Consider the following 26,882-nt stretch of genomic DNA (forward strand, 5'->3'; position numbering starts at 1 on the left):
AAAAGCGTTTTAGCACCGATCAGCTACTTGGGCTTGGCAACCTTCCAGGCACCGCCCATCACGCCGTCACCGGTCTTGTCTCCGGCTTTCTTGTCCTTCACGAAGGTGTACAGCGGCTTGCCGTCGTAGGCCCACTGCGACGACCCGTCGTCGCGCGTAATCACGGTCCATTTACCCATGGGCATGGCAGCGCTTTCAGCCTTGAGCGGTGGCCAGTTCTCGGCACATTTGGCAACGCACGCTGACTTGCCGCCTTGGTCATTCTCAAAGGTGTACAACGTCATGCCCTTGTGGTCGGTCAGCATGCCATCTTTGATCATCGCCGGTTCGTCAGCCGCGTACGCCAGCGCCGGCAGCACCAAGGCAACCGCCAGGCCCAGAGCCTTGATGGATTGGGTAAGGTAAGTCATGGAAACCTTCTTTTGCAGTTGTCAGGAATCGGACTCAAAAGCTTAGTCCAGGATCCTCTACACTGCCGGGTGCCGAAACAAGTGTCACACGACTGCAATAATTCCGTTATCTAATGCGGCGCAAGACAGTTAAATGACAAGAGGATTACCCCATGGTTGGCAGGAGCATTCTGATCGTCGACGACGAAGCGCCCATCCGCGAGATGATCGCCGTTGCGTTGGAGATGGCCGGCTATGACTGCATGGAAGCAGAAAACTCCCAACAGGCCCACGCCATCATCGTCGACCGCAAGCCCGACTTGATTCTGCTGGACTGGATGCTTCCCGGTACGTCTGGCATTGAACTGGCGCGACGCCTCAAGCGCGATGAGCTGACCGGTGATATCCCGATCATCATGCTCACCGCCAAGGGCGAAGAAGACAACAAGATCCAGGGCCTGGAAGTCGGCGCCGACGACTACATCACCAAGCCGTTTTCCCCTCGGGAGCTGGTGGCACGCCTGAAGGCCGTGTTGCGGCGCGCCGGTCCGACCGATGGCGAGGCACCGATTGAAGTCGGCGGCCTGCTGCTGGACCCCATCAGCCACCGCGTGACCATCGACGGCAAACCCGCCGAGATGGGCCCGACCGAATACCGTCTGCTGCAATTTTTCATGACTCACCAGGAGCGCGCCTATACCCGTGGGCAGCTGCTGGACCAGGTCTGGGGCGGTAATGTTTATGTCGAGGAGCGCACCGTGGACGTGCACATTCGTCGCCTGCGCAAAGCCCTCGGCGATGCCTATGAGAATCTGGTACAAACTGTGCGCGGCACCGGTTACCGTTTTTCGACCAAGGCCTGACCCGAGCCCTTACCGCCCGACAAGCTGACAAGGACGCGCGTTCAATTGAATCAAAACTGGCATGGCACCCTGATTCGCCACATGTTGTTGCTAGTGACCGGCTGTCTGGTCGTGGGCCTGATCACCGGCTTCTACGGCTGGAGTCTGGCTGCGGGCCTGGCGCTGTACCTGGCCTGGACGCTCAAGCAATTGCTGCGCATGCATGAGTGGCTGCGCCTGCATAAACCCGACGAGGCCCCGCCCGACGGCTATGGCCTGTGGGGTGAGGTATTCGACAGCATCTATCACCTGCAACGGCGCGACCAGCGCGTGCGTGGCCGCCTGCAAGCGGTGATCGACCGGGTCCAGGAGTCCACTGCGGCGCTCAAGGACGCGGTGATCATGCTCGACAGCGATGGCAACCTGGAATGGTGGAACCGCGCCGCCGAAACCCTGCTGGGCCTCAAGACCCCCCAGGACAGCGGCCAGCCGGTGACCAACCTGGTGCGCCACCCTCGCTTCAAGGAATACTTCGAACAGGAAAACTACGCCGAGCCGCTGGAGATTCCTTCACCCACCAATGACCGGGTGCGCATTCAGCTGTACCTCACGCGCTACGGCAACAACGAGCACTTGATGCTGGTGCGTGACGTGACGCGCATCCATCAGTTGGAACAGATGCGCAAAGACTTCGTCGCCAATGTCTCCCATGAGTTGCGCACGCCGTTGACCGTGATCTGCGGGTATCTGGAAACCCTGCTGGACAATGTCGAGGAAGTGAACCCACGCTGGAGCCGGGCCTTGCAGCAGATGCACCAGCAAAGCGGGCGTATGCAGACCCTGCTCAATGACCTGCTGCTGCTGGCCAAACTTGAAGCCACCGATTACCCCTCGGACAACCAGCCGGTGCCTGTCGACGACTTGCTGCAAATCATTGTTGAGGATGCCCAGGAACTCTCCGGGCCCAAGAAGCAGACCATCACCCTTGAAGCCGACCCGAACGTGCAGCTCAAGGGCAGCGAGGCCGAATTGCGCAGTGCCTTCTCCAATCTGGTGTTCAATGCCGTCAAGTACACGCCGGAACAAGGCCGGATTCACGTTCGCTGGTGGGGCGACGGCCAAGGCGCACACCTGAGCGTGCAGGATTCGGGCATCGGCATCGACAGCAAACACCTGCCGCGCCTGACCGAACGTTTCTACCGCGTCGATTCCAGCCGCAACTCCAATACCGGCGGCACCGGGCTGGGCCTGGCGATCGTCAAGCACGTGTTACTGCGGCATCGCGGGCGCATGGAAATCAGCAGCGTGCCCGGCCATGGCAGTACGTTTACCTGCCATTTTGCCCCGGCACAGACGGTTCGCGCGCGCCTCACCCGCGCCGCCGATTGAGACCGGCCAGCACTCGCCACTAGGCAACGGCCCAGTCAGCCGCTACATTGGCTGACTTGTGCCTGCCTTTTCAGGCACTCATTTCCAATCCTTTCGAATATACGGAACCCGCAAAACTCCATCATGGACCCTTCCCCTGGCTTGTCCCTGGCAACACTCTTCGCCGAATTCGGCATGATTCTTTTTGCTCTGATCCTGGTTCTGCTCAACGGCTTTTTCGTTGCGGCCGAATTTGCCATGGTCAAACTGCGCTCGACCCGGGTCGAGGCCATCGCTGAGAAAAACGGCTGGCGCGGGCATATCCTGCGTACCGTTCACAGCCAGCTCGATGCTTACCTGTCGGCCTGTCAACTGGGTATCACCCTGGCCTCCCTGGGCCTGGGCTGGGTCGGTGAGCCGGCGTTCGCCCACGTTCTGGAGCCGCTGCTGGGCGCGGTCGGCGTTGAGTCACCGGAAGTGATCAAGGGCGTGTCGTTCTTCACCGCGTTCTTCATCATTTCGTACCTGCACATCGTGGTCGGTGAGCTGGCGCCCAAATCCTGGGCGATCCGCAAGCCCGAGCTGCTGTCGCTGTGGACCGCCGTGCCGCTGTACCTGTTCTACTGGGCCATGTACCCGGCGATCTACCTGCTCAATGCCAGCGCCAACGCCATCCTGCGTATCGCCGGCCAAGGCGAACCCGGCCCGCATCACGAGCACCATTACAGCCGTGAAGAACTGAAACTGATCCTGCACTCCAGCCGTGGCCAGGACCCAAGCGACCAGGGCATGCGTGTGCTGGCCTCGGCTGTGGAAATGGGCGAGCTGGAAGTGGTGGACTGGGCCAACTCCCGGGAAGACCTGGTGACGCTGGAGTTCAATGCGCCGCTCAAGGAGATCCTGGCGATGTTCCGTCGCCACAAGTTCAGCCGCTATCCGGTGTACGACAGCGATCGCCAGGAGTTCGTCGGCCTGCTGCACATCAAGGACCTGCTGCTGGAACTGGCGGCCCTGGATCACATTCCCGAGTCGTTCAACCTGGCCGAACTCACCCGCCCACTGGAGCGCGTGTCGCGGCACATGCCGCTCTCGCAGCTGCTGGAGCAGTTCCGCAAGGGCGGCTCGCACTTCGCCCTGGTTGAAGAAGCCGACGGCAACATCATCGGTTACCTGACCATGGAAGACGTGCTGGAAGTGCTGGTGGGCGACATCCAGGACGAACACCGCAAGGCCGAGCGCGGCATCCTGGCCTATCAGCCGGGCAAGCTGCTCGTGCGCGGCGACACGCCATTGTTCAAGGTCGAGCGCCTGCTGGGTATCGACCTGGACCACATCGAGGCCGAGACCCTCGCCGGGCTGGTCTATGAAACCCTCAAGCGCGTGCCGGAAGAGGAAGAAGTGCTGGAAGTCGAAGGCCTGCGGATCATCATCAAGAAGATGAAAGGACCGAAGATTATTCTGGCGAAGGTGTTGATGCTCGATTGAGCGTCAACCTGATATTGAACACCCCTGTGGCGAGGGGATTTATCCCCGCTGGGCTGCGAAGCAGCCCCAAAAGCTGACATTCCAGGGTGACGGGTCAATTGAGTTAGCAGTGCTGAGGCTCGCTTCGCGCCCCAGCGGGGATAAATCCCCTCGCCACAAGAGCCCCCTGCCTATTCAGGACTTACTGCTTGCCCAACGCAAAGTTGGGCAAGTCGCCCACCGGTTGATTGAACTGGTAGGGAATCGACACCAGCCCCAACCCGGTATTGCGCTGCACCACGAAATGCAGGTGCGGACCTGAACTGTTGCCGGTATTGCCCGACAGCGCCAGCGGCGTTCCCACCATCACCCGTTGCCCTTCCCGCACGCTCACCGAGCCTTTTTGCAGGTGCAGGTACACGCCCATGGTCCCGTCATCGTGCAGCACCCGCACGAAGTTGCCCGACGGGTCGGTGCCACGGCCGGTCTGGTGATTTTCCGTCTTGACCACCACGCCGCCGCGCGCCGCGATGATCGGCGTGCCCTCGGGCATGGCGATGTCCATGGCATAACGGTTTTTGGGGCCATAGTGGCTGTATTGACCGTTGGCCCCCTGGCTCAGCCGAAACGGACCACCACGCCACGGCAGCGGGTAGCGATAAGCCTGCGCCGTGCCTGCAGGGTCGCCCAGGGAGTATTCGAACCGCGGGGTATACACCAAAGGCTTTCCGGGGCGCGTGGCCGTGAGCAGCGCCAGACGCAGGTTACTGCGCGCCGGCAGCACCCGCCGGATCGGCCGGCTCGGTGCCCCGCTGACGTTGCGTAGCCCGGCAAAACTCAATTCGATCTCCACCGGCGCGTACAAGTCGTTGCGCACGAACACCGCGTCCGCGCCCTTCTGTTTCTTGATATCGAGAAACACCTGGCGCTCGAGACGTTCGACCATGCGATCACGGAACACGAACACCTGCGCGCCCTTGCTGGGGCGATCGCTGTAGGACACCACGCCATTGGCATCGGTGGATTTGTAGATCGTCATGGCCACGGCCGAGGTGGAGGCCAGGACAAGACCACAGGCAAACAGCAGGGACAAAAACATGGGCAAAAATTCTGTCGAAATGAAGGCCTGTACAGCAGCCTAGCAGCTGGATGGACCAGCGTAGTCGACGGATGTTTCAAAATGGGTAGGCCGATAGGGCTCTAGTGCCGCGGGTGACCCCATCGCGAGCAGGCTCGCTCCCACACTGGATCTGCTGTGGACACAAATTTTGTGAACAACAGAGATCACTGTGGGAGCGAGCCTGCTCGCGATGACTGACAGAAGGACGCCGCCGAATCAGGCGCCAGGTACGAAGTGCTTCTGCGCTGTACCGCGGGCAATCAGGCGGGAGATGTAGTCGAGCTTCTGTGGGTCTTTATCGACAAAACGGAAGGTCAGTTGCAGCCATTCGCTGTCGGGGGTCTGCTCGTGAGCAACGATGGCGTGCAAGTAACCGTTGAGGCGAGCGGTTTCGGCGTTGTCGCCCTGCTCCATGTCCAGCACGGCGCTTTCCAGCACCTGTGGCAGGGTGTCGGTGCGTTTGACCAGCAGCAGCGCTTCCTTGAGGCTCAGGGCCTTGATCACGCATTGCTGGGTGCCGCTGGAGAGGCGCAACTGGCCCTGACCACGGTTGGCGCCAGCCGGGGCGGTGGAGGCTGAAGGCGCCTTGACCGGCGGGCTGTTGAGCATGCCGCGGGCTGGAGCAGCAACAGCGGCGGGCGCGGCAGCTGCAACGACAGCAGGCTTGGCAAATGGATTGACCGCCGGAGCCGCCGCCGCAACCGGAGCCGCCTTGCCGCCGGTAAGCGCGCTGAGCGAATCATTGCCGAACGCCGAGTTCATCTTGGTCGGAGCGCTGTTCATCAGGGTATCGAGCTTGCCAACCTTGTGCAGGGCCTGCTTGACCTTGGTCAGCAGTTGCTCGTTGGTGAACGGCTTGCTGACGTAGCCGGAAACGCCGGCCTGGATCGCCTGGACCACGTTTTCCTTGTCGCCGCGGCTGGTGACCATCACAAACGGCATGCCCTTGAGATTGTCCTGCTGGCGGCACCAGGTCAGCAGCTCCAGGCCCGACATTTCCGGCATTTCCCAATCGCACAGCACCAGGTCGAACGCCTCACGGGCCAGCAGGGATTGGGCTTTCTTACCGTTCACCGCATCTTCGATGCGGATGCCCGGGAAGTAGTTGCGCAGGCACTTCTTCACCAGGTCACGAATGAACGAAGCGTCGTCCACGACCAACACACTGACCTTACTCATCCAGATACACCTCTAAAAAATCCCGGCAAGCATACCGCTTTTACTGATGGCATATTGCCAAAAAACCTTCAGTCACGCCGGGACTCTTCGTTCGCGGGGTGCTGCTTTCGATTAAAAAAGCCGCAAAAAAAAGCCCGACCAGAAGGCCGGGCGCTTTTCTTGGGCAATCTTACTTATCGTCAGTTTCGCCCGGAACATTAGCGGTTTCGGACGAGGTGCCCTCCACTTCGGCCTTCATGCGCTTGAGCCCCAAGTGCCGCACGTCGGTGCCGCGCACCAGGTAGATCACAAGTTCCGAGATGTTGCGCGCATGATCGCCGATACGCTCCAAAGAACGCAGCACCCAGATGATGCTCAGCACCCGGGAGATGGAGCGCGGGTCTTCCATCATGTAGGTCGCCAGCTCACGCAGCGCGGTCTTGTATTCGCGGTCGATGATCTTGTCATACTGGGCCACCGACAGTGCCAGGTCGGCGTCGAAACGGGCGAAGGCATCCAGTGCGTCGCGCACCATGTTGCGCACCTGGTCGCCAATGTGACGAACTTCGACGTAACCGCGCGGCGCCTCGCCTTCTTCGCACAGCTGAATGGCGCGACGGGCGATCTTGGTGCTTTCGTCGCCGATTCGTTCCAGATCGATCACCGACTTGGAGATGCTGATGATCAGGCGAAGGTCGGAAGCGGCCGGTTGACGACGGGCCAGGATGCGCAGGCACTCTTCGTCGATGTTGCGCTCCATCTGGTTGATCTGGTCGTCGATCTCGCGCACTTGCTGGGCCAGGCCGGAGTCGGCCTCGATCAGCGCGGTCACCGCGTCGTTGACCTGCTTTTCCACCAGCCCGCCCATGGCCAGCAGGTGACTGCGCACCTCCTCGAGCTCGGCATTGAACTGTGCGGAAATGTGGTGAGTAAGGCCTTCCTTCGAAATCATCTTGTGCGCTCCGCGAAAGTTGCAAGCTTCAAGCTGCAAGCTTCAAGCAGTTGAATGTTGATCCTGATACCGCACCGCTTCTGTATCGCCGCGTCAAACGTGCGGCTTGCAGCGGCCTCGACTAGCCATAACGACCGGTGATGTAGTCCTCGGTCTGCTTCTTGGCCGGGTTGGTAAACAGGGTGTCGGTGTCGCCGAATTCCACCAGTTTGCCCATGTACATGAAGGCGGTGTAGTCGGAAACCCGCGCCGCCTGTTGCATGTTGTGGGTCACGATGACGATGGTGAATTTGGATTTGAGCTCGTAGATCAGCTCTTCGACTTTCAGGGTCGAGATCGGGTCCAGGGCCGAGCAAGGTTCGTCGAGCAACAAGACTTCCGGCTCAACGGCGATGGTACGGGCAATCACCAGACGTTGCTGTTGACCACCGGACAGGCCCAGTGCCGATTCGTGCAGACGATCCTTGACCTCGTCCCACAGCGCCGCGCCCTTGAGCGCCCATTCCACGGCTTCGTCAAGAATGCGCTTTTTGTTGATACCCTGGATGCGCAGGCCGTAGACCACGTTCTCGTAGATGGTTTTGGGGAACGGGTTAGGCTTCTGGAACACCATGCCCACCCGACGACGCAGCTCGGCCACATCTTCGCCCTTGCGGTAGATGTCGTTGCCGTAGAGGTTGATTTCGCCCTCGACGCGGCAGCCGTCCACCAGATCGTTCATACGGTTGAAGGTGCGCAGCAAGGTTGACTTGCCGCAGCCCGACGGACCGATGAACGCGGTGACGCGCTGCTTCGGGATGTTCAGGCTGACGTCGTACAGCGCCTGCTTCTGGCCGTAAAACAGGTTCAGGCCGGGCACTTCGATGGCGACGGTTTCCTGAGCCAGGTCCAGGCTCTGCTTGTCGCGGCCCAGGGCCGACATGTTGATGCCGCGTGCTTGTGTCTCGTGTTGCATGGGAGGCTCCCTGTGCTAACAAATTCGGTTCGGTTGTCTGGGAGCGAGCCTGCTCGCGATTCAGGCAACTCGGTTTGGCTTTAAAACCGAGGTGATGCCATCGCGAGCAGGCTCGCTCCCACAAAAGATCAGTGTGAAATCAGCTATCGAGTGCTTTGTACTTCTCGCGCAGGTGGTTACGGATCCACACCGCCGACAGGTTGAGCGTGGCAATCACCAGCACCAGCAACAGCGCCGTGGCGTATACCAGCGGTCGCGCCGCTTCGACGTTCGGGCTCTGGAAGCCTACGTCATAGATGTGAAAGCCCAGGTGCATGATCTTCTGGTCCAGGTGCAGGTACGGGTAGTTGCCGTCCAGCGGCAGCGACGGGGCCAGTTTCACCACGCCTACCAGCATCAATGGCGCCACTTCACCCGCGGCGCGAGCCACCGCGAGGATCATGCCGGTCATCATCGCCGGGCTCGCCATGGGCAGCACGATTTTCCACAGTGTCTCAGCCTTGGTCGCGCCCAGGGCCAGGGAGCCTTCGCGCACAGTACGCGGGATACGCGCCAGGCCTTCTTCAGTGGCGACGATCACCACCGGCACCGCCAGCAGCGCCAGGGTCAGGGACGCCCAGAGCAGGCCCGGGGTACCGAATGTCGGTGCCGGCAGGGCTTCGGGGAAGAACAACCGGTCAACCGAACCACCTAACACATAAACGAAGAAGCCCAGGCCGAACACACCGTAGACGATGGCCGGTACGCCCGCCAGGTTGTTCACCGCGATGCGGATCAGGCGGGTCATCGGTCCCTGGCGAGCGTATTCGCGCAGGTACACCGCTGCCAGCACACCGAATGGCGTCACCACCATCGCCATGATCAGGGTCATCATGACGGTGCCGAAAATCGCCGGGAAGATCCCGCCTTCGGTGTTGGCTTCACGAGGATCGTCGCTGAGGAATTCCCAGACCTTGCTGAAATAGAAACCGATCTTGGTGAAAGTCCCCATGCCGTTCGGCTGGTAGGCATGCACCACTTTGCCGATCTCGATTTCCAGTTCTTTGCCATTGGCATCGCGGGCGGTCAGGCTGTCGCGGTTGAACTGCGAATGCAGGTCGCCCAGACGCGCTTCGATGTCTTTGTAGCGGGCATCGAGCTCGGCGCGGTCAGCGTCCAGGTCCGCTTGTGCAGCAGCGTCCAGCTTGCCTTCCAGCTCCAGCTTGCGGCCTTTGAGACGAATGCGCTCAAGCCCTGCGTTGATTGCGCCGATGTCGGATTTTTCCAGGGTCTTGAGCTCAGCCGCGAGTTTGTTGACCCGGGCCACGCGAGCTTGCAGTTCCGGCCAGGCCGCTTCGCCTTCGGCGATGACCTTGCCGTTCTCTTTGACGTTGACCAGGTAGCCGTAGAAATTACCCCACTCACGACGCTCGATGGCCATCAGCTCCGGCGGCGTGGTCTGGTTGGTCAGCCAGTCACCGACGATCCAGGTGAAATCCGTGCCGTTGAGGTCCCGGTTGCCGACCTTGATCAACTCGCGGGTCATGAACTCGGGGCCTTCGTCCGGCACCGGCAGGCCAGCGCTTTTCAGACGCTCGCGGGGCACTGATTCCTTCTGCACCACTTCGCCTACAACCAGATGCGCGGGCATGCCCGGCACGTTGTAGCTGGCGTGGATCAGGTCCGCCGGCCAGAAATGGCCCAGACCGCGCACGGCAATCACTGCCAGCAGGCCAATGGTCATGATGACCGCGATGGACACCGCACCACCGCTGATCCAGACGCCGGGGGCGCCGCTCTTGAACCATCCTTTCAGGGAGTTCTGTTTCACAGACTTCTACCTTTCTTAAAGCGACGAATATTTCTTGCGCAGACGCTGACGGATCAGCTCGGCGAGGGTGTTCATGATGAAGGTGAACAGCAGCAGCACCAGTGCCGACAGGAACAGCACGCGGTAATGGCTGCCGCCGACTTCCGACTCAGGCATTTCCACCGCCACGTTGGCCGCCAGGGTGCGCAGACCTTCGAACAGGTTCATTTCCATGACCGGCGTGTTACCGGTGGCCATCAGCACGATCATGGTTTCACCGACCGCACGGCCCATGCCGATCATCAGCGCCGAGAAGATGCCGGGGCTGGCGGTGAGAATCACCACGCGGGTCATGGTCTGCCACGGCGTGGCACCGAGGGCCAGCGAGCCCAGGGTCAGGCCACGCGGCACACTGAACACGGCGTCTTCAGCGATGGAGTAGATGTTCGGGATGACCGCAAAACCCATCGCCAGGCCGACTACCAGGGCGTTGCGCTGATCGTAGGTGATGCCCAGGTCATGGGAGATCCACATGCGCATGTCGCCACCGAAGAACCAGGCTTCCATGTACGGGCTCATGTACAGCGAGAGCCAGCCCACGAACAGGATCACCGGGATCAGCATCGCGCTTTCCCAGCCCTCTGGCACCTTCAGGCGCACGGACTCAGGCAAGCGGCTGAAGACGAAACCGGCCACCAGGATGCCAACGGGCAACAACATCAGCAGGCTGAAGATACCTGGCAGGTGCCCTTCGACGTAGGGCGCCAGGAACAGGCCGGCGAAGAAACCGAGGATCACCGTCGGCATCGCTTCCATCAGTTCGATCACCGGCTTGACCTTGCGGCGCATGCCCGGGGCCATGAAGTACGCGGTGTAGATCGCGGCAGCAATCGCCAGCGGCGCAGCCAGCAGCATCGCGTAGAACGCCGCTTTCAGGGTGCCGAAGGTCAGCGGCGAAAGGCTCATCTTGGGTTCGAAATCGGTGTTGGCCGCAGTCGATTGCCAGACGTATTTAGGCTCGTCGTAGTTTTCGTACCAGACCTTGCCCCACAACGCGCTCCACGAGACTTCCGGGTGCGGGTTATCCAGCAGCAACGGTTGCAACTTGCCGCCTTGCTCCACGATCAGACGGTTGGCCCGGGGCGACATGCCGAACAGGCCCTGGCCGTCGACCACCTGGTCCACCAGCAAGGTGCGGTGAGCGGTACTGTGGAACACGCCGAGTTTGCCGGAAGCGTCCAAGGCCACGAAACCTTTACGCCGTTCCTCGGCGGTGATCTCAACGATCGGCGCAGTGCCCATCTGGAACGTACGAATCTGTTTCAGGCGTTGCTCACCGTCCGCATCGCGGGCCATGAACCACTGAGCCAGGCCACCTGTGGAGTCACCAATGATCAGGGAAATCCCGCCTACCAATTGGGTGCTGGCGGTGACCTGGGCGTCGCCGTTCTCAAGCAGCTTGTAGCGACCGTTGAGGCTCTTTTCCCGCAGGCTGAACACATCGGCCTGGGCACGCCCGTTGACCACATACAGCCATTGCTGACGCGGGTCGACGAAGATGTTTTTGACCGGCTCGGTCATCTGCGGCAGATCGATACGCGTCTGCTCGCTGGTGACTTCACCGGTCATCATGTTTTCTTCGCTGGTGATCGACAGCACCTGCAGTTGCGCGCCCGTGGAACCGGCGAGCAACAGGGTCGAATCAGTGGCGTTGAGCGATACGTGCTCCAGCGGCGCGCCCTGCTCGTTGAGCACAATCGGCGTTTCGCCGTACGGGTACTCGATGGCCGGCGAAATGGTTTTCTTGCCGTCCGGATAGCTGACTTTATAGGTATGACGCACCACCAGTGCCTGGCCGTTGGACAGACCGATCACCACCAGCGGGCTGCCGGGTTGGTCTTCGCCGATGGAGGTCACGCTGGCACCCGCCGGCACCGGCAGGTCGACACGACGCAGCTCTGCTCCGGTATCGATGTCGAAGAACAGCGCCTGACCCTTGTCGGAGATCCGCATCGCCACCTGGTTCTGCTCTTCGATGGCGATCATCAGCGGTTTGCCGGCGTCCTGCATCCAGGCAGGAGTAATCGAGTCCTTGGAGGTCAGGTCCGCGCCCTGGAACAGCGGGAGGACCACATACGCCAGGAAGAAGAAAATCAGGGTAATGGCCGCCAGCACGGCGAGCCCGCCGACCAGAACGTACCAGCGGGTCAGGCGATCCTTGAGCGCGCGGATACGGCGCTTGCGTTGCAGTTCAGGCGTATTGAAGTCAATGCGCTTGGGAGGGGAAGTCGTAGTCATTGTGGAATTGGCCAGATCATTCATGCGCACACCCTAGCGATCCTGTATGACAGAAAGATGACAATGCAGTGACGCAACAAATCCGCCGCCCGTGAATACCGGCAGCGGACAGAAATTGGGGTGTGGGGGGGCTTGCTCGGGATGGGGTCATCACATTCAAACCTCAATGTTGACTGACCTACCGCTATCGCGAGCTAGCTCGCCCCCACAAAAGCCCGGGTGTGGCCCGGGCTCAGGTGTTACTTCTTGGCGACGTTGCCGCCTTCGGACAGACCCAGGTCAGCCAGGGCCTTGGCGGCAACCTTGGCTGGCAGCGGGATGTAGCCGTCCTTGACCACAACTTCCTGACCTTGCTTGGACAGAACCAGCTTCAGGAACTCAGCTTCCAGCGGGGCCAGAGGCTTGTTCGGAGCCTTGTTGATGTAAACGTAGAGGAAACGCGACAGTGGGTACTTGCCGTTCAGGGTGTTTTCTTCGGTGTCTTCGATGAACTCGCCGCCTTCTTTCTTGGCAAGAGCAACGGTTTTCACGCTGGCGGTCTTGTAGCCGATGCCCGAGTAGCCAACGCCGTTGAGCGAGCTGCTGATGGACTGTACAACCGACGCCGAACCAGGCTGTTCATTGACGTTGGACTTGTAGTCGCCTTTGCACAGGGCTTCTTCTTTGAAGTAGCCGTAGGTGCCGGATACCGAGTTACGACCGAACAGCTGGATTGGCTTGTTGGCCAGGTCACCGGTCACGCCCAGGTCACCCCAGGTCTTGACGTCAGCCTTGGCGCCGCACAGGCGGGTCGACGAGAAAATTGCATCGACCTGAGCCATGGTCAGGCCTTTGATCGGGTTGTCCTTGTGTACGAACACCGCCAGGGCGTCCACGGCCACTGGAACAGCAGTAGGCTTGTAACCGTATTTGGTTTCGAAGGCCTGCAGCTCGTTGTCCTTCATCTTGCGGCTCATCGGGCCCAGGTTGGAGGTGCCTTCAGTCAGAGCAGGTGGCGCAGTGGAAGAACCGGCGGCCTGAATCTGGATATTTACGTTCGGGTATTCTTTCTTGTAGTTCTCGGCCCACAGGGTCATCAGGTTGGCCAGAGTATCGGAGCCGACGCTGGACAGGTTGCCCGACACACCGGTGGTCTTGGTGTAGCTCGGGATGGCTGGGTCGACAGCGGCAACCGCGTGGGCGGTCGCAACGCCAGCGGCGACAAAGGTCATTGCCGTCATCAAACGCTTCAGTTTCATGCCTTACTCCTAGCAGATAGGTGTGTTAAGTCGGCCAAGTATCGGTAAGCCGTGTGAACACTCTATGGCTGAAATATGACAATTGGATGAAAGGCCATTATTGAGATTTAAAAGACGATCGCGCAGGCCCAATCGCGAGCAGGCTCGCTCCCACAGGGGATGTGCGGTGAACGCAGATCCGGTGTGGGAGCGAGCCTGCTCGCGATGAAGTCAATACAGTCAATAACTGCTTAACGACCTTCCTTCCAGAGATACGCCCCCACCGCAATCCCGATACCGCAGATAACCGCCACGTAATAGGCCGGCCCCATCGGGCTTTCCTTGAGCAGCAAAGTGACGATCATCGGAGTCAGGCCGCCGAAGATTGCATAGGCCAGGTTGTAGGAGAACGACAGGCCGCTGAAGCGCACCACGGCCGGAAACGCCTTGACCATGACATAGGGCACCGCGCCGATGGTGCCCACCAGCAGCCCGCTCAGGGCATAGAGCGGAAAGAGCCAGTCGGGGTGGTTGAACAGGCTGTGGTAGAAGGTCCAGGAGGTGATCAACAGCAACGCGCTGCCGAACACGAACACTCGCCCGGCACCGAAGCGGTCGGCCAGCACGCCCGAGCCGATGCAGCCAAAGCTCAGGAATACGATCGCCAGGCTGTTGGCCTGCAACGCGGTGGTCGGGCTGAAGTGATACACCGTTTGCAGCACGGTCGGGGTCATCAGGATGATCACGATGATGCCGGCCGACAGCAGCCAGGTCAGCAACATCGAAAGGGCAATGGCGCCACGATGATCACGCAGCACCGCTCGCAACGGTACTTCCGCAGCCAGGGCCTTGCGCAGTTGCAGCTCGGCGAATATCGGGGTTTCGTGCAGCCAACGGCGCAGGTACACCGAGAACAGGCCGAACACACCCCCCATCAGGAACGGAATCCGCCAGGCGTAATCCGCGACCTCCACCGGCGTATAGATGCTGTTGATGGCCGTGGCCACCAACGAACCCAGCAAAATCCCCACGGTCAGGCCACACGTCAGCGTGCCGCAGGCGTAGCCGATGTGGCGCGCCGGAACGTGCTCGGAAACGAACACCCAGGCTCCCGGCACCTCACCACCAATGGCCGCGCCCTGGATCACGCGCATCAGCAACAGCAGAATCGGCGCCCACATGCCGATCTGGGCATAGGTCGGCAGCAATCCCATGATGAGGGTCGGCACGGCCATCATGAAAATGCTCAAGGTGAACATTTTCTTGCGTCCCAGCAGGTCACCGAAGTGAGCCATGATGATCCCGCCCAGCGGCCGGGCCAGATAACCGGCGGCAAAAATGCCGAACGTCTGCATCAAGCGCAGCCACTCAGGCATTTCGGCGGGGAAGAACAATTTGCCAACCACGGTGGCGAAGAACACGAAAATGATGAAATCGTAGAACTCCAGCGCACCGCCCAAGGCAGAAAGCGACAGGGTCTTGTAATCGTTACGGGTCAACGGACGAGCCGATTGAACGGGTGTCGCCGTGCTCGAAGGCGCAGTGGTCATGGCAAGGGCTTCTCTTATAGTCAGTTCTGCAACCCCGGACAACGGTGGGCAGGCTCGGCACGATAGCAAATTGTTCAAAAAAGCACATAGAGGTGCGTAATTGACAGTCAAAATCGGAACCGGGTGGTCGTCTCGACGTCTATCGCTCGATATACTCGCAACCTTGCAACACTCTGTAAGGGGTTGCTGTGCGAAAACGTCGTTGGTGGCGTAGTAACCTGCCAGCCGGTTTCGCAGAGTTTCCCTTTGGCACGCCTTTACGAAAAACGTGACGAACGCATGTTCGGGCTGAATCGTTTTTTTCAAAGACGGCTATTCACCTGATACATAAGACAGAGTTACGGGTCAGAGGCACCCCCGGCATGATAGAGCTCGAACAGGAAGATCCAATCCCGCAAGGCGACCTGGCCCTGCAAATCACCGCGCTTCCCCGCGAAACCAACGGCTTTGGCGATATTTTCGGCGGCTGGCTGGTTTCCCAGATGGACTTGGCCGGCACGGCCATGGCCAGCAAAGTGGCCGGTGGACGCGTGGCCACCGTGGCGATCGACCGCATGGCATTTCTGGTGCCGGTGGCCGTGGGTGCCCAGCTGTCTTTTTATACCCAGGCGCTGGAGATCGGCCGCAGTTCGATCCAGATGATGGTCGAGGTCTGGAGTGACGATCCGCTGTCCAGCGAATGGCGCAAGGTCACCGAGGCGGTGTTTGTGTTCGTCGCCATCGATGGCAGTGGCCGTACCCGCTCGGTTCCGCCGCGCGCCCGTTAAACACGGGGGCCGTTTTGCGGTCCATTGCAGTTCATGTTCCTGAGCGAGACTTGCAGTATGCCTACGCCCCATGTCGAAGCCGTCAAACTGGATGAACTGAACGGCTGGCGCATCCGCCACGGTCAGGCCGAGTTGCTGGTGGCCCAGCAAGGCGCGCACATCCTCAGCTATCAGGTCGACGGCCAGCCGCCGCTGATCTGGCTCAACGACCAGGCAACGTTCAAGGCGGGCAAGAGCATCCGTGCCGGGGTGCCGGTGTGCTGGCCGTGGTTCGGCAACCTGACGCGCAACCCCGACAGCGTGCAGGCCATGCGCGTGAGCAACGATCCGGCCACCGCTCACGGCCTGGTGCGGGCCATGGATTGGGAGCTCAAGGGCATCGAAGCCCAGGGCGAGAGCCTGAAAGTGGAATTCGTGCTGCCCTACCCCGAAAACGGCCTCTCGGGCTGGCCCCATCAGGTGGACCTGACGCTGACTATCGTGATGGACGAGCAGTTGCACATCCACCTCACCAGCCATAACCGCGGCAGCGAAACCGTCAGCCTGAGCCAGGCGCTGCACAGTTACTTCGCTGTCAGTGACGTGCGCAACGTGCATGTCGAAGGCGTGGATGGCTTGCGTTATATCGAAACACTGGACGACTGGAATACCGTGACCCAGGCCGGCGATCTGCACTTTGCCGGCGAGACTGATCGCATCTATCTCGATACCCCAGCGAAGCTGAGCATCGTTGACCCGCACTGGGAACGACGCATCGAACTGACCAGCAGCGGTTCACGCTCGGCGGTGATCTGGAACCCCTGGACCGAACGCGCCAAGGCCTTCAGCGACATGGCCGACGATGGCTGGCAGCGCATGCTGTGTATCGAGACGGCGAATGTGATGGACGATGTGGTAACGCTGTTGCCGCAGGCCAGTCATACCCTCGGGGTGAGCATCGGTAGCAAGCCGCTCTAAGCCACACCACAAAACTTTGTGGGAGCGAGCCTGCTCGCGATAGCGGACTGACCGTCAATATCGTTGAGACTGACCCACCGCTTCGCGAGCAGGCTCGCTCCCACATTGGGATTTGTATCAGGCCAGCCGGCCGTTACAGATCCGCCTCCTGCACCACCCTCACCTTTTCCGCTTCCAGCGCGTACGCCGCGCTGGCCAGGTCGTTGTCGACCTTTTCGATCTTCAGCGTGCCGGTCACCCAGAGCGGTGTGTAGATGTCGTCCAGCTTCAAACCCTTGGGATAGCGCACCAGTATCAGTTGATTGGGCGGTGGTGGCGGGACGTGAATGCAGGCGCCGGGGTAAGGCACCAGGAAGAACAGCGTGCTGCGGCCCTTGGCGTCGGACTCCAGCGGCACCGGGTAGCCGCCCAGGCGGATATGCCGGTCGTTCATCGACGCCACGGTCTTGCTCGAATACATCACCGCCGGTAAGCCCTTGCTTTGTTTCAAGCCACCTTTTTCGGTGAAGGTGCCGCTGGCTTCGGGGGTGTTGTGGTCAATCTCGGGCATGGCCTCGAGGGCTTTCTGATCCGACTTGGGCATCAGTTCGAGCCAGTCGGTTTCCGGCAGTTCGGCGGCGTGGGCCAGGCCGCTGCCCAGCAGAAGGAGGGTCAAGACTAAACGGCGCATGAATGAGCTCGGCAATAAGTAGGAAGTACGACGCCGGGCATTCTAGCCCTCCCTGCGCGCCAACGCAGAGGGGGCTTTGTCACAGAATCAGTTTCTTTTGATCAGACCGTAGATCACCAGCAACACCACCGCGCCCACCAGGGCACCGATGAAACCGGCGCCTTCGCCAGCCTGGTAGATGCCCAGGGCCTGGCCGCCGTAAGTGGCTGCCAACGAACCGCCGATACCGAGCAGGATGGTCATGATCCAGCCCATGCTGTCATCGCCCGGCTTCAGGAAGCGCGCCAGCAGGCCCACGATCAAGCCGATAAAGATGGTTCCAATGATTCCCATGGCATTTCCCTCTGAGGTAAGTCGCTAGACCAAAGCCCGTTCGGGCTTTGGCACCTAGCCATCAGAGAAGTTAGCCGACCAATGGTTCCACCGACACTGAAGACTATTGTTCGGCGATCAGTGTCTCGACCTTGATGATCTGCTGGGCCAGCGTGGCCCGGTCAGCGCAGCGCAGGTTGGCGTGACCGACCTTGCGCCCGGCCTTGAACGCCTTGCCATAGTGATGCAGGTGGCAATCGGCAATCGCCAGGACTTTCTCGCTGTCCGGCACCTTGCCGATGAAATTGAGCATCGCGCTTTCGCCGACTTTGGCGGTCGAGCCCAGCGGCAGCCCGGCCACCGCCCGCAGGTGGTTTTCAAACTGGCTGCACTCGGCGCCTTCGGTGGTCCAGTGCCCGGAGTTGTGCACGCGCGGGGCGATTTCATTGGCCTTGAGGCCGCCGTCCACTTCAAAGAACTCGAACGCCATCACGCCGACATAGTCCAGTTGCTTGAGCACACGGCTGGAGTAGTCCTCGGCCAGGGCCTGCAGCGGATGATCGGTGCTGGCAACGGACAGCTTGAGAATGCCGTCCTTGTGGGTGTTGTGCACCAGCGGATAGAAACGGATTTCCCCGTCGCGAGCCCGCACGGCGATCAACGAGACTTCCCCGGTGAACGGTACAAAACCTTCCAGCAGGCAGGCCACGCTGCCCAGCTCGGCGAACGTGCCGGCCACATCCTCAGGATTGCGCAGGACTTTCTGGCCCTTGCCGTCGTAGCCCAGGGTGCGAGTCTTGAGGACGGCCGGCAGGCCGATGGAAGCAACGGCGGCTTCCAGGTCGGCCTGGGACTGGATGTCGGCGAACGCGGGTGTAGGGATGCCCAGGTCCTTGAACATGTTCTTTTCGAACCAGCGGTCGCGGGCGATGCGCAAGGCTTCGGCACTCGGGTAGACCGGGACGAACTGGGACAGGAAGGCAACGGTTTCGGCCGGGACGCTCTCGAACTCGAAGGTCACCAGATCGACTTCATCGGCCAGTTGGCGCAAATGGTCCTGATCACCGTAGTCGGCCCGCAGGTGTTCACCCAGCGCGCTGGCGCAGGCGTCCGGCGCCGGATCGAGGAAAGCGAAGTTCATTCCCAGCGGCGTTCCCGCCAGGGCCAACATGCGACCCAACTGGCCGCCACCGATTACACCGATCTTCATTCGTCAACCACCTCAGGCAATGCGTGGGTCTGGATTGTCCAGGACGCTGTCTGTCTGCTCAGCACGGAATTTTTTCAGCACGGTATGAAATTGTGGGTGCTTGGCGCCCAGGATGCTCGCCGACAGCAGGGCCGCGTTGATCGCACCGGCCTTGCCGATGGCCAGGGTCGCGACCGGAATGCCGGCCGGCATCTGCACGATCGACAGCAGCGAATCGACGCCCGAGAGCATCGACGACTGCACCGGCACGCCCAGCACCGGCAGGTGAGTCTTGGCCGCACACATGCCTGGCAGGTGGGCCGCGCCACCGGCACCGGCGATGATCACCTCGATGCCACGCGCCTCAGCCTCTTCGGCGTACTGGAACAGCAGGTCCGGGGTGCGGTGGGCGGAGACCACTTTCACCTCGTAAGGGATGCCGAGCTTTTCCAGCATATCGGCGGTGTGGCTAAGGGTGGACCAATCGGACTTGGAGCCCATGATCACGCCAACCAGTGCACTCATCGTCGTGCCTCTTCTCTCTGGGCGCCCGCAGGCGCGTCAAAAAACAACAAGCCACGCAGGAAACCGGCGTGGCTTGTTGTACGAATTATGGCCGATCTGGACCGGCCGAAGGCCGCGCAGTATACCTCAATGAAATAGATAAACAGCCCCTGTCGCGACCATCTGTCATTTGTGGTTAAACGGCGGTTTTATTGACTCTCAGGTCAGCGAAAAAGCACCACAATTCCCCTGTGGGAACGGGCTTGCTCGCGATAGCGGACTGACATTTAACATCATCGTTGCCTGACACACCGCTATCGCGAGCAGGCTCGCTCCGACAGAGGATCTTCGTGGTATCAGGTGCCAGTCACGCCTTGCGCCGCGCCGCCCTCGAGCTTGCGCCACAACAAGCGCACGTTGGCCTTGCGCACCAGCGCGCAGCGATACAGGCGGATTTCCAGGGGCACGTGCCATTGCGCGCCGCCGCAGACCACCAGTTCGCCTCGGGCCAGTTCGGCACGCACGCTCAGTTGTGGCACCCAGGCGATACCCAGGCCCTCCAGCGCCATGCTTTTGAGGCTGTCGGCCATGGCCGTTTCGTAAACCGTGGTGAAACGCAGGGCCCGCTGGCGCAGCAACTGGTTCACCGAGCGTCCGAGAAATGCACCGGCGCTGTAGGCCAGCAAGGGCACGCTGGCCTCGCCTTCAAGGTCAAACAGCGGTTTGCCCTCAGCATCGGCGGCACACACCGGCAGCATTTCGGTCTGGCCCAAGTGCAGCGAGGGGAAAATCTCCGGGTCCATTTGCATGGCCGAATCCGGGTCATAGAAGGCCAGCATCAGATCGCAACCCCCTTCACGCAACGCATGCACGGCGTCGCCGACGTTGGTCGCCACCAGCCGCGTGGCGATGTTCAGGCCTTCGTTGCGCAGTTGTGCGATCCAGCGCGGGAAGAAGCCCAGCGCCAGGGAGTGCGCGGCCGCCACTTGCATCACTTCGCCCTGCCCGCCTTCCAGATGGTGCAGATGACGCAGCACTTCACCCAGTTGCTCGACCACGGTGCGCGCCGTCACCAGGAACAACTGCCCCGCTGCTGTCAGTTCGATCGGTGTGCGAGAGCGGTTGACCAGGGTCAGCCCCAGCGCCGCTTCGAGGCTGCGGATGCGTCGGCTGAAGGCCGGTTGCGTCACGAAGCGCCGTTCGGCCGCCTGGGAAAAACTGCGAGTCGCGGCCAGGGCACTGAAGTCCTCGAGCCATTTGCTTTCTAGATTCATCACGTCCTCCCAAGGCACGCACCAAAACAGGTCACACGCTCGCCGTACCGTCGGCGTCACACCCGCATTATGCCGAATGTGCATAGGGCAGTGTTTAACAGCATTGGCCCTAATTTTTCTGAAAGCCTAGGATTCACAGCGTTCCGGCTCAGACCGGGTCCTTATCGAGATGATTTCTATCATGTCTTCCGCTGCATCATTCCGCACAGAAAAAGACCTGCTTGGCGTACTTGAAGTACCGGCGCAAGCGTATTACGGCATCCAGACCCTGCGAGCGGTGAACAACTTCCGTCTCTCCGGCGTCCCGATCTCGCATTACCCCAAGCTGGTGGTCGGTCTGGCAATGGTCAAACAGGCCGCCGCTGATGCCAACCGCGAGCTGGGCCAACTCAGCGAAGCCAAGCACGCCGCTATCAGCGAAGCCTGTGCACGACTGATCCGCGGCGATTTCCACGAAGAGTTCGTGGTGGACATGATCCAGGGCGGCGCTGGCACTTCAACCAACATGAATGCCAACGAAGTCATCGCCAACATTGCGTTGGAGGCCATGGGCCACAACAAAGGCGAATACCAGTACCTGCACCCCAACAACGACGTGAACATGGCGCAGTCCACCAACGACGCCTATCCGACCGCGATTCGCCTGGGTCTGCTGTTGGGTCACGACGCGTTGCTGGCCAGCCTCGACAGCCTGATCCAAGCCTTTGCCGCCAAGGGTGAAGAGTTCAGCCACGTCCTGAAAATGGGCCGCACCCAACTGCAGGACGCTGTGCCGATGACCCTCGGCCAGGAATTCCGCGCCTTCGCCACCACCCTGAGCGAAGACCTGGCACGCCTCAAAACCCTGGCGCCTGAACTGCTCACCGAAGTAAACCTGGGCGGTACCGCCATCGGCACCGGCATCAACGCCGATCCGCGCTATCAGGCCCTGGCCGTGCAGCGCCTGGCAACCATCAGCGGCCAGCCGCTGGTACCGGCCGCCGACCTGATCGAAGCCACGTCCGACATGGGTGCCTTCGTACTGTTCTCCGGCATGCTCAAGCGCACCGCGGTCAAGCTGTCGAAGATTTGCAACGACCTGCGCCTGCTGTCCAGCGGTCCTCGCACCGGCATCAACGAGATCAACCTGCCGGCTCGCCAGCCAGGCAGCTCGATCATGCCGGGTAAGGTCAACCCGGTGATCCCCGAAGCGGTCAACCAGGTAGCGTTCCAGATCATCGGCAACGACCTGGCCCTGACCATCGCGGCCGAAGGCGGGCAACTGCAATTGAACGTGATGGAGCCGTTGATCGCTTTCAAGATCTTCGACTCGATCCGCCTGCTGCAACGGGCCATGGACATGCTGCGCGAACACTGCATCGTCGGCATCACCGCCAACGAAGCGCGCTGCCGCGAACTGGTCGAGCACTCGATCGGCCTGGTCACCGCCCTGAACCCGTACATCGGCTATGAAAATGCCACCCGTATCGCCCGTGTTGCGCTGGAAAGCGGCCGCGGCGTACTGGAACTGGTGCGCGAAGAAGGCTTGCTCGACGACGCCATGCTCGACGACATCCTGCGCCCCGAAAACATGATTGCTCCGCGTCTCGTCCCGCTGAAGGCGTGATCGACGCAATGACTGCTCACCAGGTCGAGGGACTAGACACCTCTCACCTTTTGAGGGCTTGGGGATTTATTCCCCAAGCCCTTTTTTTTAACTGATAGCTACAAACGATTAGAGAACCTGTAGGAGCGAGCCTGCTCGCGATAAACGATGACGCGCTGCCGTTTGAAAAAACCGCGTCGCCAGCCATCGCGAGCAGGCTCGCCCCCGCAAGAACCTGACCGCGAGGCCAGGTGATTCAAAGGTCCGTTTCGTCGCACGCACCACAATCGTGCAGACGGGCGCCGCACTGGTAGGTATAGTGCCGCCCCTCTTCGCGTGAGCGGTCGTCAGAAACGAGACCCCCAACACATGCGAAAACCGAACTAATAACAAACCCGCAATCTGGACCGGGACGGAACATCGCCTCACCTGTCGTGCCGCGCACCGACCGATGTAACACGATGTTTCCAAATGGCCAGCATTTGCTTAAACAAAAAACAGCGAGGAATACTCATGCTCGAAGTCATCAACGACTTCCTCTCAGGGAAAGTGCTGATCGTGCTCATTGTCGGGCTCGGTAGCTACTTCACGATCCGCTCGCGTTTCGTCCAGTTCCGTCATTTCTTTCACATGTTCGCGGTGTTCCGTGACAGCCTCAAAAGCAGCGCCGGTCAGCTCAGTTCCTTTCAGGCCCTGATGCTCAGCCTGGCCGGTCGTGTCGGCGCGGGCAACATCGCCGGTGTCGGCATCGCCGTCACCCTCGGCGGGCCCGGCGCGGTGTTCTGGATGTGGGTGACCGCGCTGGTCGGCATGTCCAGCAGCTTCTTCGAATGTTCCCTCGGCCAGCTCTACAAGCGCTGCGACGCCGAAGGCCAATTCCGTGGTGGCCCGTCCTATTACATCCAGCACGGCCTGCAGAAGCGCTGGCTGGGCATGATCATGGCGTTCCTGCTGCTGATCACCTTCGGCTTCGCCTTCAACGGCCTGCAGGCCCATGCCGTGACTCACTCGCTGAACAACGCTTTCGGTTTCGACACCACCTACACAGGCATTGGCCTGGCGGTGCTGTTGGGCCTGGTGTTCATCGGTGGAATCAAGCGCATCGCCAAGGTCGCTGACCTGCTGGTGCCGGTCAAAACCCTGGCGTACATCGGCGTCACCCTCTACGTGATCGTGCTGCAGTTCGATCAGGTGCCGGCCATGCTGACCACCATCGTCAAAAGCGCCTTCGGCCTTGACCAGGCCTTTGGCGGCCTGATCGGCAGCGCCATCGTCATGGGCGTCAAGCGTGGCGTGTTCGCCAACGAAGCGGGCCTGGGCAGTGCGCCAAACGTCGCCGCCGTGGCCTCGGTCGAGCACCCGGTGGCTCAGGGTGTGATTCAGGCGTTCAGCGTGTTCCTCGACACCTTTCTGATCTGCACCTGCACCGCGCTGCTGATCCTGCTGTCGGGCTTCTACACCCCGGGCTTCGAAGGTGACGGTATTGCCCTGACCCAGAACTCCCTCGCCGCCGTGGTGGGTGACTGGGGGCGGGTATTCATCTCCGTGGCCCTGTCGCTATTCGTGTTTACCTCGATCCTCTACAACTACTACCTGGGCGAGAACAACCTGCGCTTCATGGTCGGCGAAAACCGCAAGGTGCTGATCGGCTACCGCACCCTGGTACTGGTGTTGATCTTCTGGGGTGCCATCGAGAACCTCGGCACCGTGTTCGCCTTCGCCGACATCACCATGACCCTGCTGGCGTTCGTGAACCTGATCGCGCTGTTCCTGCTGTTCAAGGTCGGCATGCGCATCCTGCGTGACTACGATGACCAGCGTTCGGCCGGCATCAAGGTTCCGGTTTTCGATTCCAGCAAGTTCCCGGACCTGGATCTGGACCGCAAGGCCTGGCCAGCCAACCCTTCGGCACCGGTAGCCGCGCCTGGAAAGGCTTCGGCAGGCGTGGCCGCCGCGCAACGCTGATCGGTAGGCTGTTGGAAAAACCGGGCGCACCCTCTGCGCCCGGCGTGACACAGCGTAAGGTCGGCGTCATGCTCGACCTTATGTTGTGACAGCCCGATGAGCTGTCGCTTTCGTCCTCGGAGAACACCCATGAATTTCTCGACCTACCCTGCCGCCCAGCACGTCATGGTGCTCTACACCGGTGGCACCATCGGCATGCAGGCCAGCGCCCATGGCCTGGCCCCGGCATCCGGTTTCGAAGCACGGATGCGCGATTACCTGCACAGCCAACCCGAACTCGTCATCCCGCAATGGCGTTTCCGGGAAATGTCGCCGCTGATCGACAGCGCCAACATGACCCCGGCCTACTGGCAGCAACTGCGCGAAGCCGTGGTCGATGCCGTGGATGTGCAGGGCTGCGACAGCGTATTGATCCTGCACGGCACCGATACGCTGGCCTACAGCGCGGCCGCCATGAGCTTCCAGTTACTCGGCCTGCATGCGCGGGTGTGTTTCACCGGCTCCATGTTGCCCGCCGGCGTGACCGACAGCGATGCCTGGGAAAACCTCAGTGGCGCGCTGGTCGCCCTCGGCCAGGGGCTGGCGCCGGGTGTGCATCTGTATTTCCACGGCGAGCTGTTGGCCCCGACCCGTTGCGCCAAGGTGCGCAGCTTCGGTCGCCATCCGTTCAAACGCCTGGAGCGTCAGGGCGGTGGCATCAAGGCAACCTCGCTGCCGGCACAGCTCAATTACGACCAGCCCAAGCAACTGGCGAACGTCGCGGCGCTGCCGCTGTTTCCCGGCATCAGCGCCGAAATTGTCGATGGCCTGCTGGGCAGCGGTATCCAGGGCCTGGTGCTGGAATGCTACGGCAGCGGCACCGGCCCGAGCGACAACCCGGCCTTCCTCGCCAGCCTCGAGCGGGCGCGGGACAGCGGCGTGGTGGTCGTGGCCGTGACTCAATGCCATGAAGGTGGCGTCGAGCTGGATATATACGAGGCCGGCAGCCGTTTGCGGGGCGCTGGCGTGCTGTCCGGCGGCGGCATGACCCGCGAAGCCGCGCTCGGCAAGTTGCAGGCGTTGATCGGCGCCGGGCTGCCGGTGGATGAGGTTCGCCGGCTGGTTGAGCTGGATCTGTGTGGCGAACTCACCTAATTCAAGCCGGGCATCAACTTGTGGCGAGGGGATTTATCCCCGCTGGGGTGCGGAGCGCCCCCACTGCCTCAACGCCGCGCTTTATCAGATAGAACTCAGGGGGGCCGCTGCGCGGCCCAACGGGGATAAATCCCCTCGCCACAGATAAATTCCTTTGCCGCTGTGGTTCATGCTGAAAAACCGCCCGGCACACAACTTGCTCCATTTCCAGCCTCCTCCGGCCGGAAACGAACATGCTTCACTCCCACCTGACCACACTCAACGCCGTCTCCCTGGTACTCAATACCTTCAAGCACGAAGGCCTGCCCAGTGATGCATTGCTGACCGGCAGCGGCATCAGCGCGGCGGATCTGAGCCGGGCCGACACGCGCATCACCACCAATCAGGAGATGCAGGTCTGCGCCAATGCCGTGGCCCTCAAGCGCGACATCGGCCTGGAACTGGGCTTGCGCATGCACGTGTCGTCCTACGGGATGCTGGGGTATGCCCTGCTCAGCAGTGCCACTTTGGGTGACGCTTTGCGTTTGGCGCTGCGCTATCCGGCGCTATTGGGAACACTCTTCGACCTGCATCTGGAAGAAGGCCATGAAACGGTCTGGCTCAGCGCCAGCGATTATCGGGAGAACCCGGCCCTGGCGGTGTTCAACGCCGAGTTCTGCATGGTTTCGCTCAAAGTCATCTGCAACGACCTGCTCGGCCAGACGCTGCCCCTGCGCGCGGCGCGCTTCGAACATTCGGCGCCCGATTACCAGGCGCGCTACGCAGCGCTTTTCGACTGCCCAGTGCGTTTCGACAGCGTCGACAACGCGTTTGCCTTCGACCGTCACTGGCTGGAACAACCACTGCCCCTGGCCGACCCCATCACCCACCACGCCATGGCCGAACGCTGCCGTCGGCAGAACACCGAGTTCACCGGTCGCCAGGCCTGGCTGGGGCGGATTCGCCAACTGCTCAGTGCACAATTGAACGCCGCTCCCGGCCTGGAAGGCTTGGCAGAACAAATGAACTGCTCGTCGCGCACCTTGCGTCGTCACCTCAAAAATATGGGCTGCAGCTATCAAGAACTCCTCGACGAACTGCGCTTCGAACGGGCCAAGCAGATGCTGTGCGAGGATAAATTGCCGATCTATCAGATTGCCGAAATGCTCGGTTTCAGCGAAACCGCCAGTTTTCGACATGCCTTTGTGCGCTGGAGTGGGGTGGCGCCGAGTCAGTTCAGGTCCTGAGCTTTCGTTAATCGCCGCTTTCACGCACAACACCTAACCCTGTGGGAGCAAGGCTTGCCCGCGATGGCGTCCGCTCAGACACATCCGGCGTCCTAAAGGCTGACGCCAGGCAGACCGCAACAACCGGTCTACGACGGCTGCGCCGCCGAGCGGGAGCAAGCTCCCTCGCCACGGACCTCTTACATCCGTTAGACCAG

The 26,882-nt window shown here is 61.0% G+C and carries 23 protein-coding genes; 9 read left to right on the forward strand and 14 right to left on the reverse strand.

What is annotated here, in order from left to right; genetic code table 11:
• Nucleotides 1–23 precede the first annotated feature (23 nt).
• Nucleotides 24–410: a COG4315 family predicted lipoprotein gene (locus CRX69_RS26335; RefSeq protein ID WP_107323134.1), complete on the reverse strand. Its 387-nt coding sequence runs from the start codon at nt 408–410 to the stop codon at nt 24–26.
• Between the two features lie 152 nt (nt 411–562).
• Here CRX69_RS26335 and phoB point away from each other — a divergent pair, with 152 nt between their 5' ends.
• The 3 genes from phoB (at nt 563) to CRX69_RS26350 (ending at nt 4,084) form a co-directional block, all read left to right on the forward strand.
• Nucleotides 563–1,252, forward strand: a complete 690-nt coding sequence (gene phoB / locus CRX69_RS26340; RefSeq protein WP_003177195.1) for a phosphate regulon transcriptional regulator PhoB — start codon at nt 563–565, stop codon at nt 1,250–1,252.
• Nucleotides 1,253–1,333: 81 nt separating this feature from the next.
• On the forward strand, nt 1,334–2,620 hold the full coding sequence (gene phoR, locus CRX69_RS26345) for a phosphate regulon sensor histidine kinase PhoR (protein ID WP_240539613.1): 1,287 nt from the start codon (nt 1,334–1,336) through the stop codon (nt 2,618–2,620).
• A 123-nt stretch (nt 2,621–2,743) separates the two neighbouring features.
• Nucleotides 2,744–4,084: a hemolysin family protein gene (locus CRX69_RS26350; RefSeq protein WP_076383211.1), complete on the forward strand. Its 1,341-nt coding sequence runs from the start codon at nt 2,744–2,746 to the stop codon at nt 4,082–4,084.
• A gap of 181 nt (nt 4,085–4,265) precedes the next feature.
• Here the strand turns inward: CRX69_RS26350 and CRX69_RS26355 are convergent, their stop codons facing one another.
• From CRX69_RS26355 to CRX69_RS26390, 8 genes are all read right to left on the reverse strand, one after another.
• The gene (locus CRX69_RS26355; protein WP_107323136.1) at nt 4,266–5,162 is read right to left on the reverse strand and encodes a peptidoglycan DD-metalloendopeptidase family protein; all 897 of its coding nucleotides are present in this window, start codon (nt 5,160–5,162) and stop codon (nt 4,266–4,268) included.
• Nucleotides 5,163–5,399: 237 nt separating this feature from the next.
• Entirely contained in the window at nt 5,400–6,362 is a 963-nt protein-coding gene (locus CRX69_RS26360; protein WP_047226726.1) for a response regulator, read from the reverse strand.
• A 169-nt stretch (nt 6,363–6,531) separates the two neighbouring features.
• Complete coding sequence (gene phoU / locus CRX69_RS26365; RefSeq protein ID WP_047226725.1) at nt 6,532–7,293, reverse strand: phosphate signaling complex protein PhoU; 762 nt, start codon at nt 7,291–7,293, stop codon at nt 6,532–6,534.
• 121 nt (nt 7,294–7,414) lie between these two features.
• Nucleotides 7,415–8,248 (reverse strand): phosphate ABC transporter ATP-binding protein PstB, encoded by an 834-nt coding sequence (gene pstB / locus CRX69_RS26370; RefSeq protein ID WP_047226724.1) that lies wholly within the window; start codon nt 8,246–8,248, stop codon nt 7,415–7,417.
• A gap of 139 nt (nt 8,249–8,387) precedes the next feature.
• Nucleotides 8,388–10,058, reverse strand: coding sequence for a phosphate ABC transporter permease PstA (gene pstA, locus CRX69_RS26375; RefSeq protein WP_047226723.1), 1,671 nt, complete (start codon nt 10,056–10,058; stop codon nt 8,388–8,390).
• A gap of 15 nt (nt 10,059–10,073) precedes the next feature.
• Complete coding sequence (locus CRX69_RS26380) at nt 10,074–12,107, reverse strand: ABC transporter permease subunit (protein WP_172833810.1); 2,034 nt, start codon at nt 12,105–12,107, stop codon at nt 10,074–10,076.
• A gap of 467 nt (nt 12,108–12,574) precedes the next feature.
• A complete protein-coding gene (locus CRX69_RS26385; protein ID WP_076383209.1) occupies nt 12,575–13,573 on the reverse strand; it encodes a phosphate ABC transporter substrate-binding protein PstS family protein in 999 nt (332 codons plus the stop codon).
• 230 nt (nt 13,574–13,803) lie between these two features.
• Nucleotides 13,804–15,102, reverse strand: a complete 1,299-nt coding sequence (locus tag CRX69_RS26390) for an MFS transporter (RefSeq protein WP_047226720.1) — start codon at nt 15,100–15,102, stop codon at nt 13,804–13,806.
• A gap of 362 nt (nt 15,103–15,464) precedes the next feature.
• Between CRX69_RS26390 and CRX69_RS26395 the strand changes: the two genes are divergently transcribed.
• Both CRX69_RS26395 and CRX69_RS26400 read left to right on the forward strand, forming a co-directional pair.
• A complete protein-coding gene (locus tag CRX69_RS26395) occupies nt 15,465–15,869 on the forward strand; it encodes an acyl-CoA thioesterase (protein WP_003177184.1) in 405 nt (134 codons plus the stop codon).
• Nucleotides 15,870–15,926: 57 nt separating this feature from the next.
• Nucleotides 15,927–16,826 carry a D-hexose-6-phosphate mutarotase gene (locus CRX69_RS26400; RefSeq protein ID WP_047226719.1) on the forward strand — a complete coding sequence of 300 codons (900 nt, stop codon included), beginning with the start codon at nt 15,927–15,929 and terminating at the stop codon, nt 16,824–16,826.
• A gap of 133 nt (nt 16,827–16,959) precedes the next feature.
• On the opposite strand, the gene CRX69_RS26405 is transcribed toward CRX69_RS26400, so the two are convergent.
• The 5 genes from CRX69_RS26405 to CRX69_RS26430 form a co-directional block, all read right to left on the reverse strand.
• On the reverse strand, nt 16,960–17,496 hold the full coding sequence (locus CRX69_RS26405; protein WP_107323137.1) for a DUF3299 domain-containing protein: 537 nt from the start codon (nt 17,494–17,496) through the stop codon (nt 16,960–16,962).
• Nucleotides 17,497–17,583: 87 nt separating this feature from the next.
• Complete coding sequence (locus CRX69_RS26410) at nt 17,584–17,829, reverse strand: GlsB/YeaQ/YmgE family stress response membrane protein (protein ID WP_039593587.1); 246 nt, start codon at nt 17,827–17,829, stop codon at nt 17,584–17,586.
• Between the two features lie 103 nt (nt 17,830–17,932).
• Nucleotides 17,933–19,018: a 5-(carboxyamino)imidazole ribonucleotide synthase gene (locus CRX69_RS26415; RefSeq protein WP_047226717.1), complete on the reverse strand. Its 1,086-nt coding sequence runs from the start codon at nt 19,016–19,018 to the stop codon at nt 17,933–17,935.
• Nucleotides 19,019–19,030: 12 nt separating this feature from the next.
• Nucleotides 19,031–19,522: a 5-(carboxyamino)imidazole ribonucleotide mutase gene (purE, locus tag CRX69_RS26420; RefSeq protein WP_003196369.1), complete on the reverse strand. Its 492-nt coding sequence runs from the start codon at nt 19,520–19,522 to the stop codon at nt 19,031–19,033.
• Between the two features lie 335 nt (nt 19,523–19,857).
• The gene (locus CRX69_RS26430; RefSeq protein WP_047226716.1) at nt 19,858–20,775 is read right to left on the reverse strand and encodes a LysR substrate-binding domain-containing protein; all 918 of its coding nucleotides are present in this window, start codon (nt 20,773–20,775) and stop codon (nt 19,858–19,860) included.
• A 181-nt stretch (nt 20,776–20,956) separates the two neighbouring features.
• On the opposite strand from CRX69_RS26430, the gene aspA reads away from it, so the two are divergent.
• The 4 genes from aspA (at nt 20,957) to CRX69_RS26455 (ending at nt 26,685) form a co-directional block, all read left to right on the forward strand.
• Nucleotides 20,957–22,381 carry an aspartate ammonia-lyase gene (aspA, locus tag CRX69_RS26435; RefSeq protein WP_025216214.1) on the forward strand — a complete coding sequence of 475 codons (1,425 nt, stop codon included), beginning with the start codon at nt 20,957–20,959 and terminating at the stop codon, nt 22,379–22,381.
• A 492-nt stretch (nt 22,382–22,873) separates the two neighbouring features.
• Nucleotides 22,874–24,325, forward strand: coding sequence for an alanine/glycine:cation symporter family protein (locus CRX69_RS26440; protein ID WP_047226715.1), 1,452 nt, complete (start codon nt 22,874–22,876; stop codon nt 24,323–24,325).
• A 129-nt stretch (nt 24,326–24,454) separates the two neighbouring features.
• Nucleotides 24,455–25,459: an asparaginase gene (locus CRX69_RS26445; protein ID WP_107323139.1), complete on the forward strand. Its 1,005-nt coding sequence runs from the start codon at nt 24,455–24,457 to the stop codon at nt 25,457–25,459.
• A 233-nt stretch (nt 25,460–25,692) separates the two neighbouring features.
• Nucleotides 25,693–26,685 (forward strand): AraC family transcriptional regulator, encoded by a 993-nt coding sequence (locus CRX69_RS26455; protein ID WP_107323141.1) that lies wholly within the window; start codon nt 25,693–25,695, stop codon nt 26,683–26,685.
• The last annotated feature ends 197 nt before the right edge of the window (nt 26,686–26,882 follow it).

This window comes from Pseudomonas rhizophila, from assembly GCF_003033885.1.
GTDB classification, from domain to species: Bacteria; Pseudomonadota; Gammaproteobacteria; order Pseudomonadales; family Pseudomonadaceae; genus Aquipseudomonas; species Aquipseudomonas rhizophila.

Bases quoted from the DNA above. Each gene is read 5' to 3' on its own strand.
- pstB (WP_047226724.1), bottom strand. From the start codon at position 8,248: ATGCAACACGAGACACAAGCACGCGGCATCAACATGTCGGCCCTGGGC.
- aspA (WP_025216214.1), top strand. From the start codon at position 20,957: ATGTCTTCCGCTGCATCATTCCGCACAGAAAAAGACCTGCTTGGCGTA.
- CRX69_RS26430 (WP_047226716.1), bottom strand. From the start codon at position 20,775: ATGAATCTAGAAAGCAAATGGCTCGAGGACTTCAGTGCCCTGGCCGCG.
- CRX69_RS26440 (WP_047226715.1), top strand. From the start codon at position 22,874: ATGCTCGAAGTCATCAACGACTTCCTCTCAGGGAAAGTGCTGATCGTG.
- CRX69_RS26350 (WP_076383211.1), top strand. From the start codon at position 2,744: ATGGACCCTTCCCCTGGCTTGTCCCTGGCAACACTCTTCGCCGAATTC.
- purE (WP_003196369.1), bottom strand. From the start codon at position 19,522: ATGAGTGCACTGGTTGGCGTGATCATGGGCTCCAAGTCCGATTGGTCC.
- phoU (WP_047226725.1), bottom strand. From the start codon at position 7,293: ATGATTTCGAAGGAAGGCCTTACTCACCACATTTCCGCACAGTTCAAT.
- CRX69_RS26405 (WP_107323137.1), bottom strand. From the start codon at position 17,496: ATGCGCCGTTTAGTCTTGACCCTCCTTCTGCTGGGCAGCGGCCTGGCC.
- CRX69_RS26415 (WP_047226717.1), bottom strand. From the start codon at position 19,018: ATGAAGATCGGTGTAATCGGTGGCGGCCAGTTGGGTCGCATGTTGGCC.
- CRX69_RS26380 (WP_172833810.1), bottom strand. From the start codon at position 12,107: ATGCAGGACGCCGGCAAACCGCTGATGATCGCCATCGAAGAGCAGAAC.
- CRX69_RS26390 (WP_047226720.1), bottom strand. From the start codon at position 15,102: ATGACCACTGCGCCTTCGAGCACGGCGACACCCGTTCAATCGGCTCGT.
- CRX69_RS26455 (WP_107323141.1), top strand. From the start codon at position 25,693: ATGCTTCACTCCCACCTGACCACACTCAACGCCGTCTCCCTGGTACTC.
- CRX69_RS26360 (WP_047226726.1), bottom strand. From the start codon at position 6,362: ATGAGTAAGGTCAGTGTGTTGGTCGTGGACGACGCTTCGTTCATTCGT.
- CRX69_RS26400 (WP_047226719.1), top strand. From the start codon at position 15,927: ATGCCTACGCCCCATGTCGAAGCCGTCAAACTGGATGAACTGAACGGC.
- phoB (WP_003177195.1), top strand. From the start codon at position 563: ATGGTTGGCAGGAGCATTCTGATCGTCGACGACGAAGCGCCCATCCGC.
- CRX69_RS26335 (WP_107323134.1), bottom strand. From the start codon at position 410: ATGACTTACCTTACCCAATCCATCAAGGCTCTGGGCCTGGCGGTTGCC.
- phoR (WP_240539613.1), top strand. From the start codon at position 1,334: ATGTTGTTGCTAGTGACCGGCTGTCTGGTCGTGGGCCTGATCACCGGC.
- CRX69_RS26385 (WP_076383209.1), bottom strand. From the start codon at position 13,573: ATGAAACTGAAGCGTTTGATGACGGCAATGACCTTTGTCGCCGCTGGC.
- CRX69_RS26445 (WP_107323139.1), top strand. From the start codon at position 24,455: ATGAATTTCTCGACCTACCCTGCCGCCCAGCACGTCATGGTGCTCTAC.
- CRX69_RS26410 (WP_039593587.1), bottom strand. From the start codon at position 17,829: ATGGGAATCATTGGAACCATCTTTATCGGCTTGATCGTGGGCCTGCTG.
- CRX69_RS26355 (WP_107323136.1), bottom strand. From the start codon at position 5,162: ATGTTTTTGTCCCTGCTGTTTGCCTGTGGTCTTGTCCTGGCCTCCACC.
- CRX69_RS26395 (WP_003177184.1), top strand. From the start codon at position 15,465: ATGATAGAGCTCGAACAGGAAGATCCAATCCCGCAAGGCGACCTGGCC.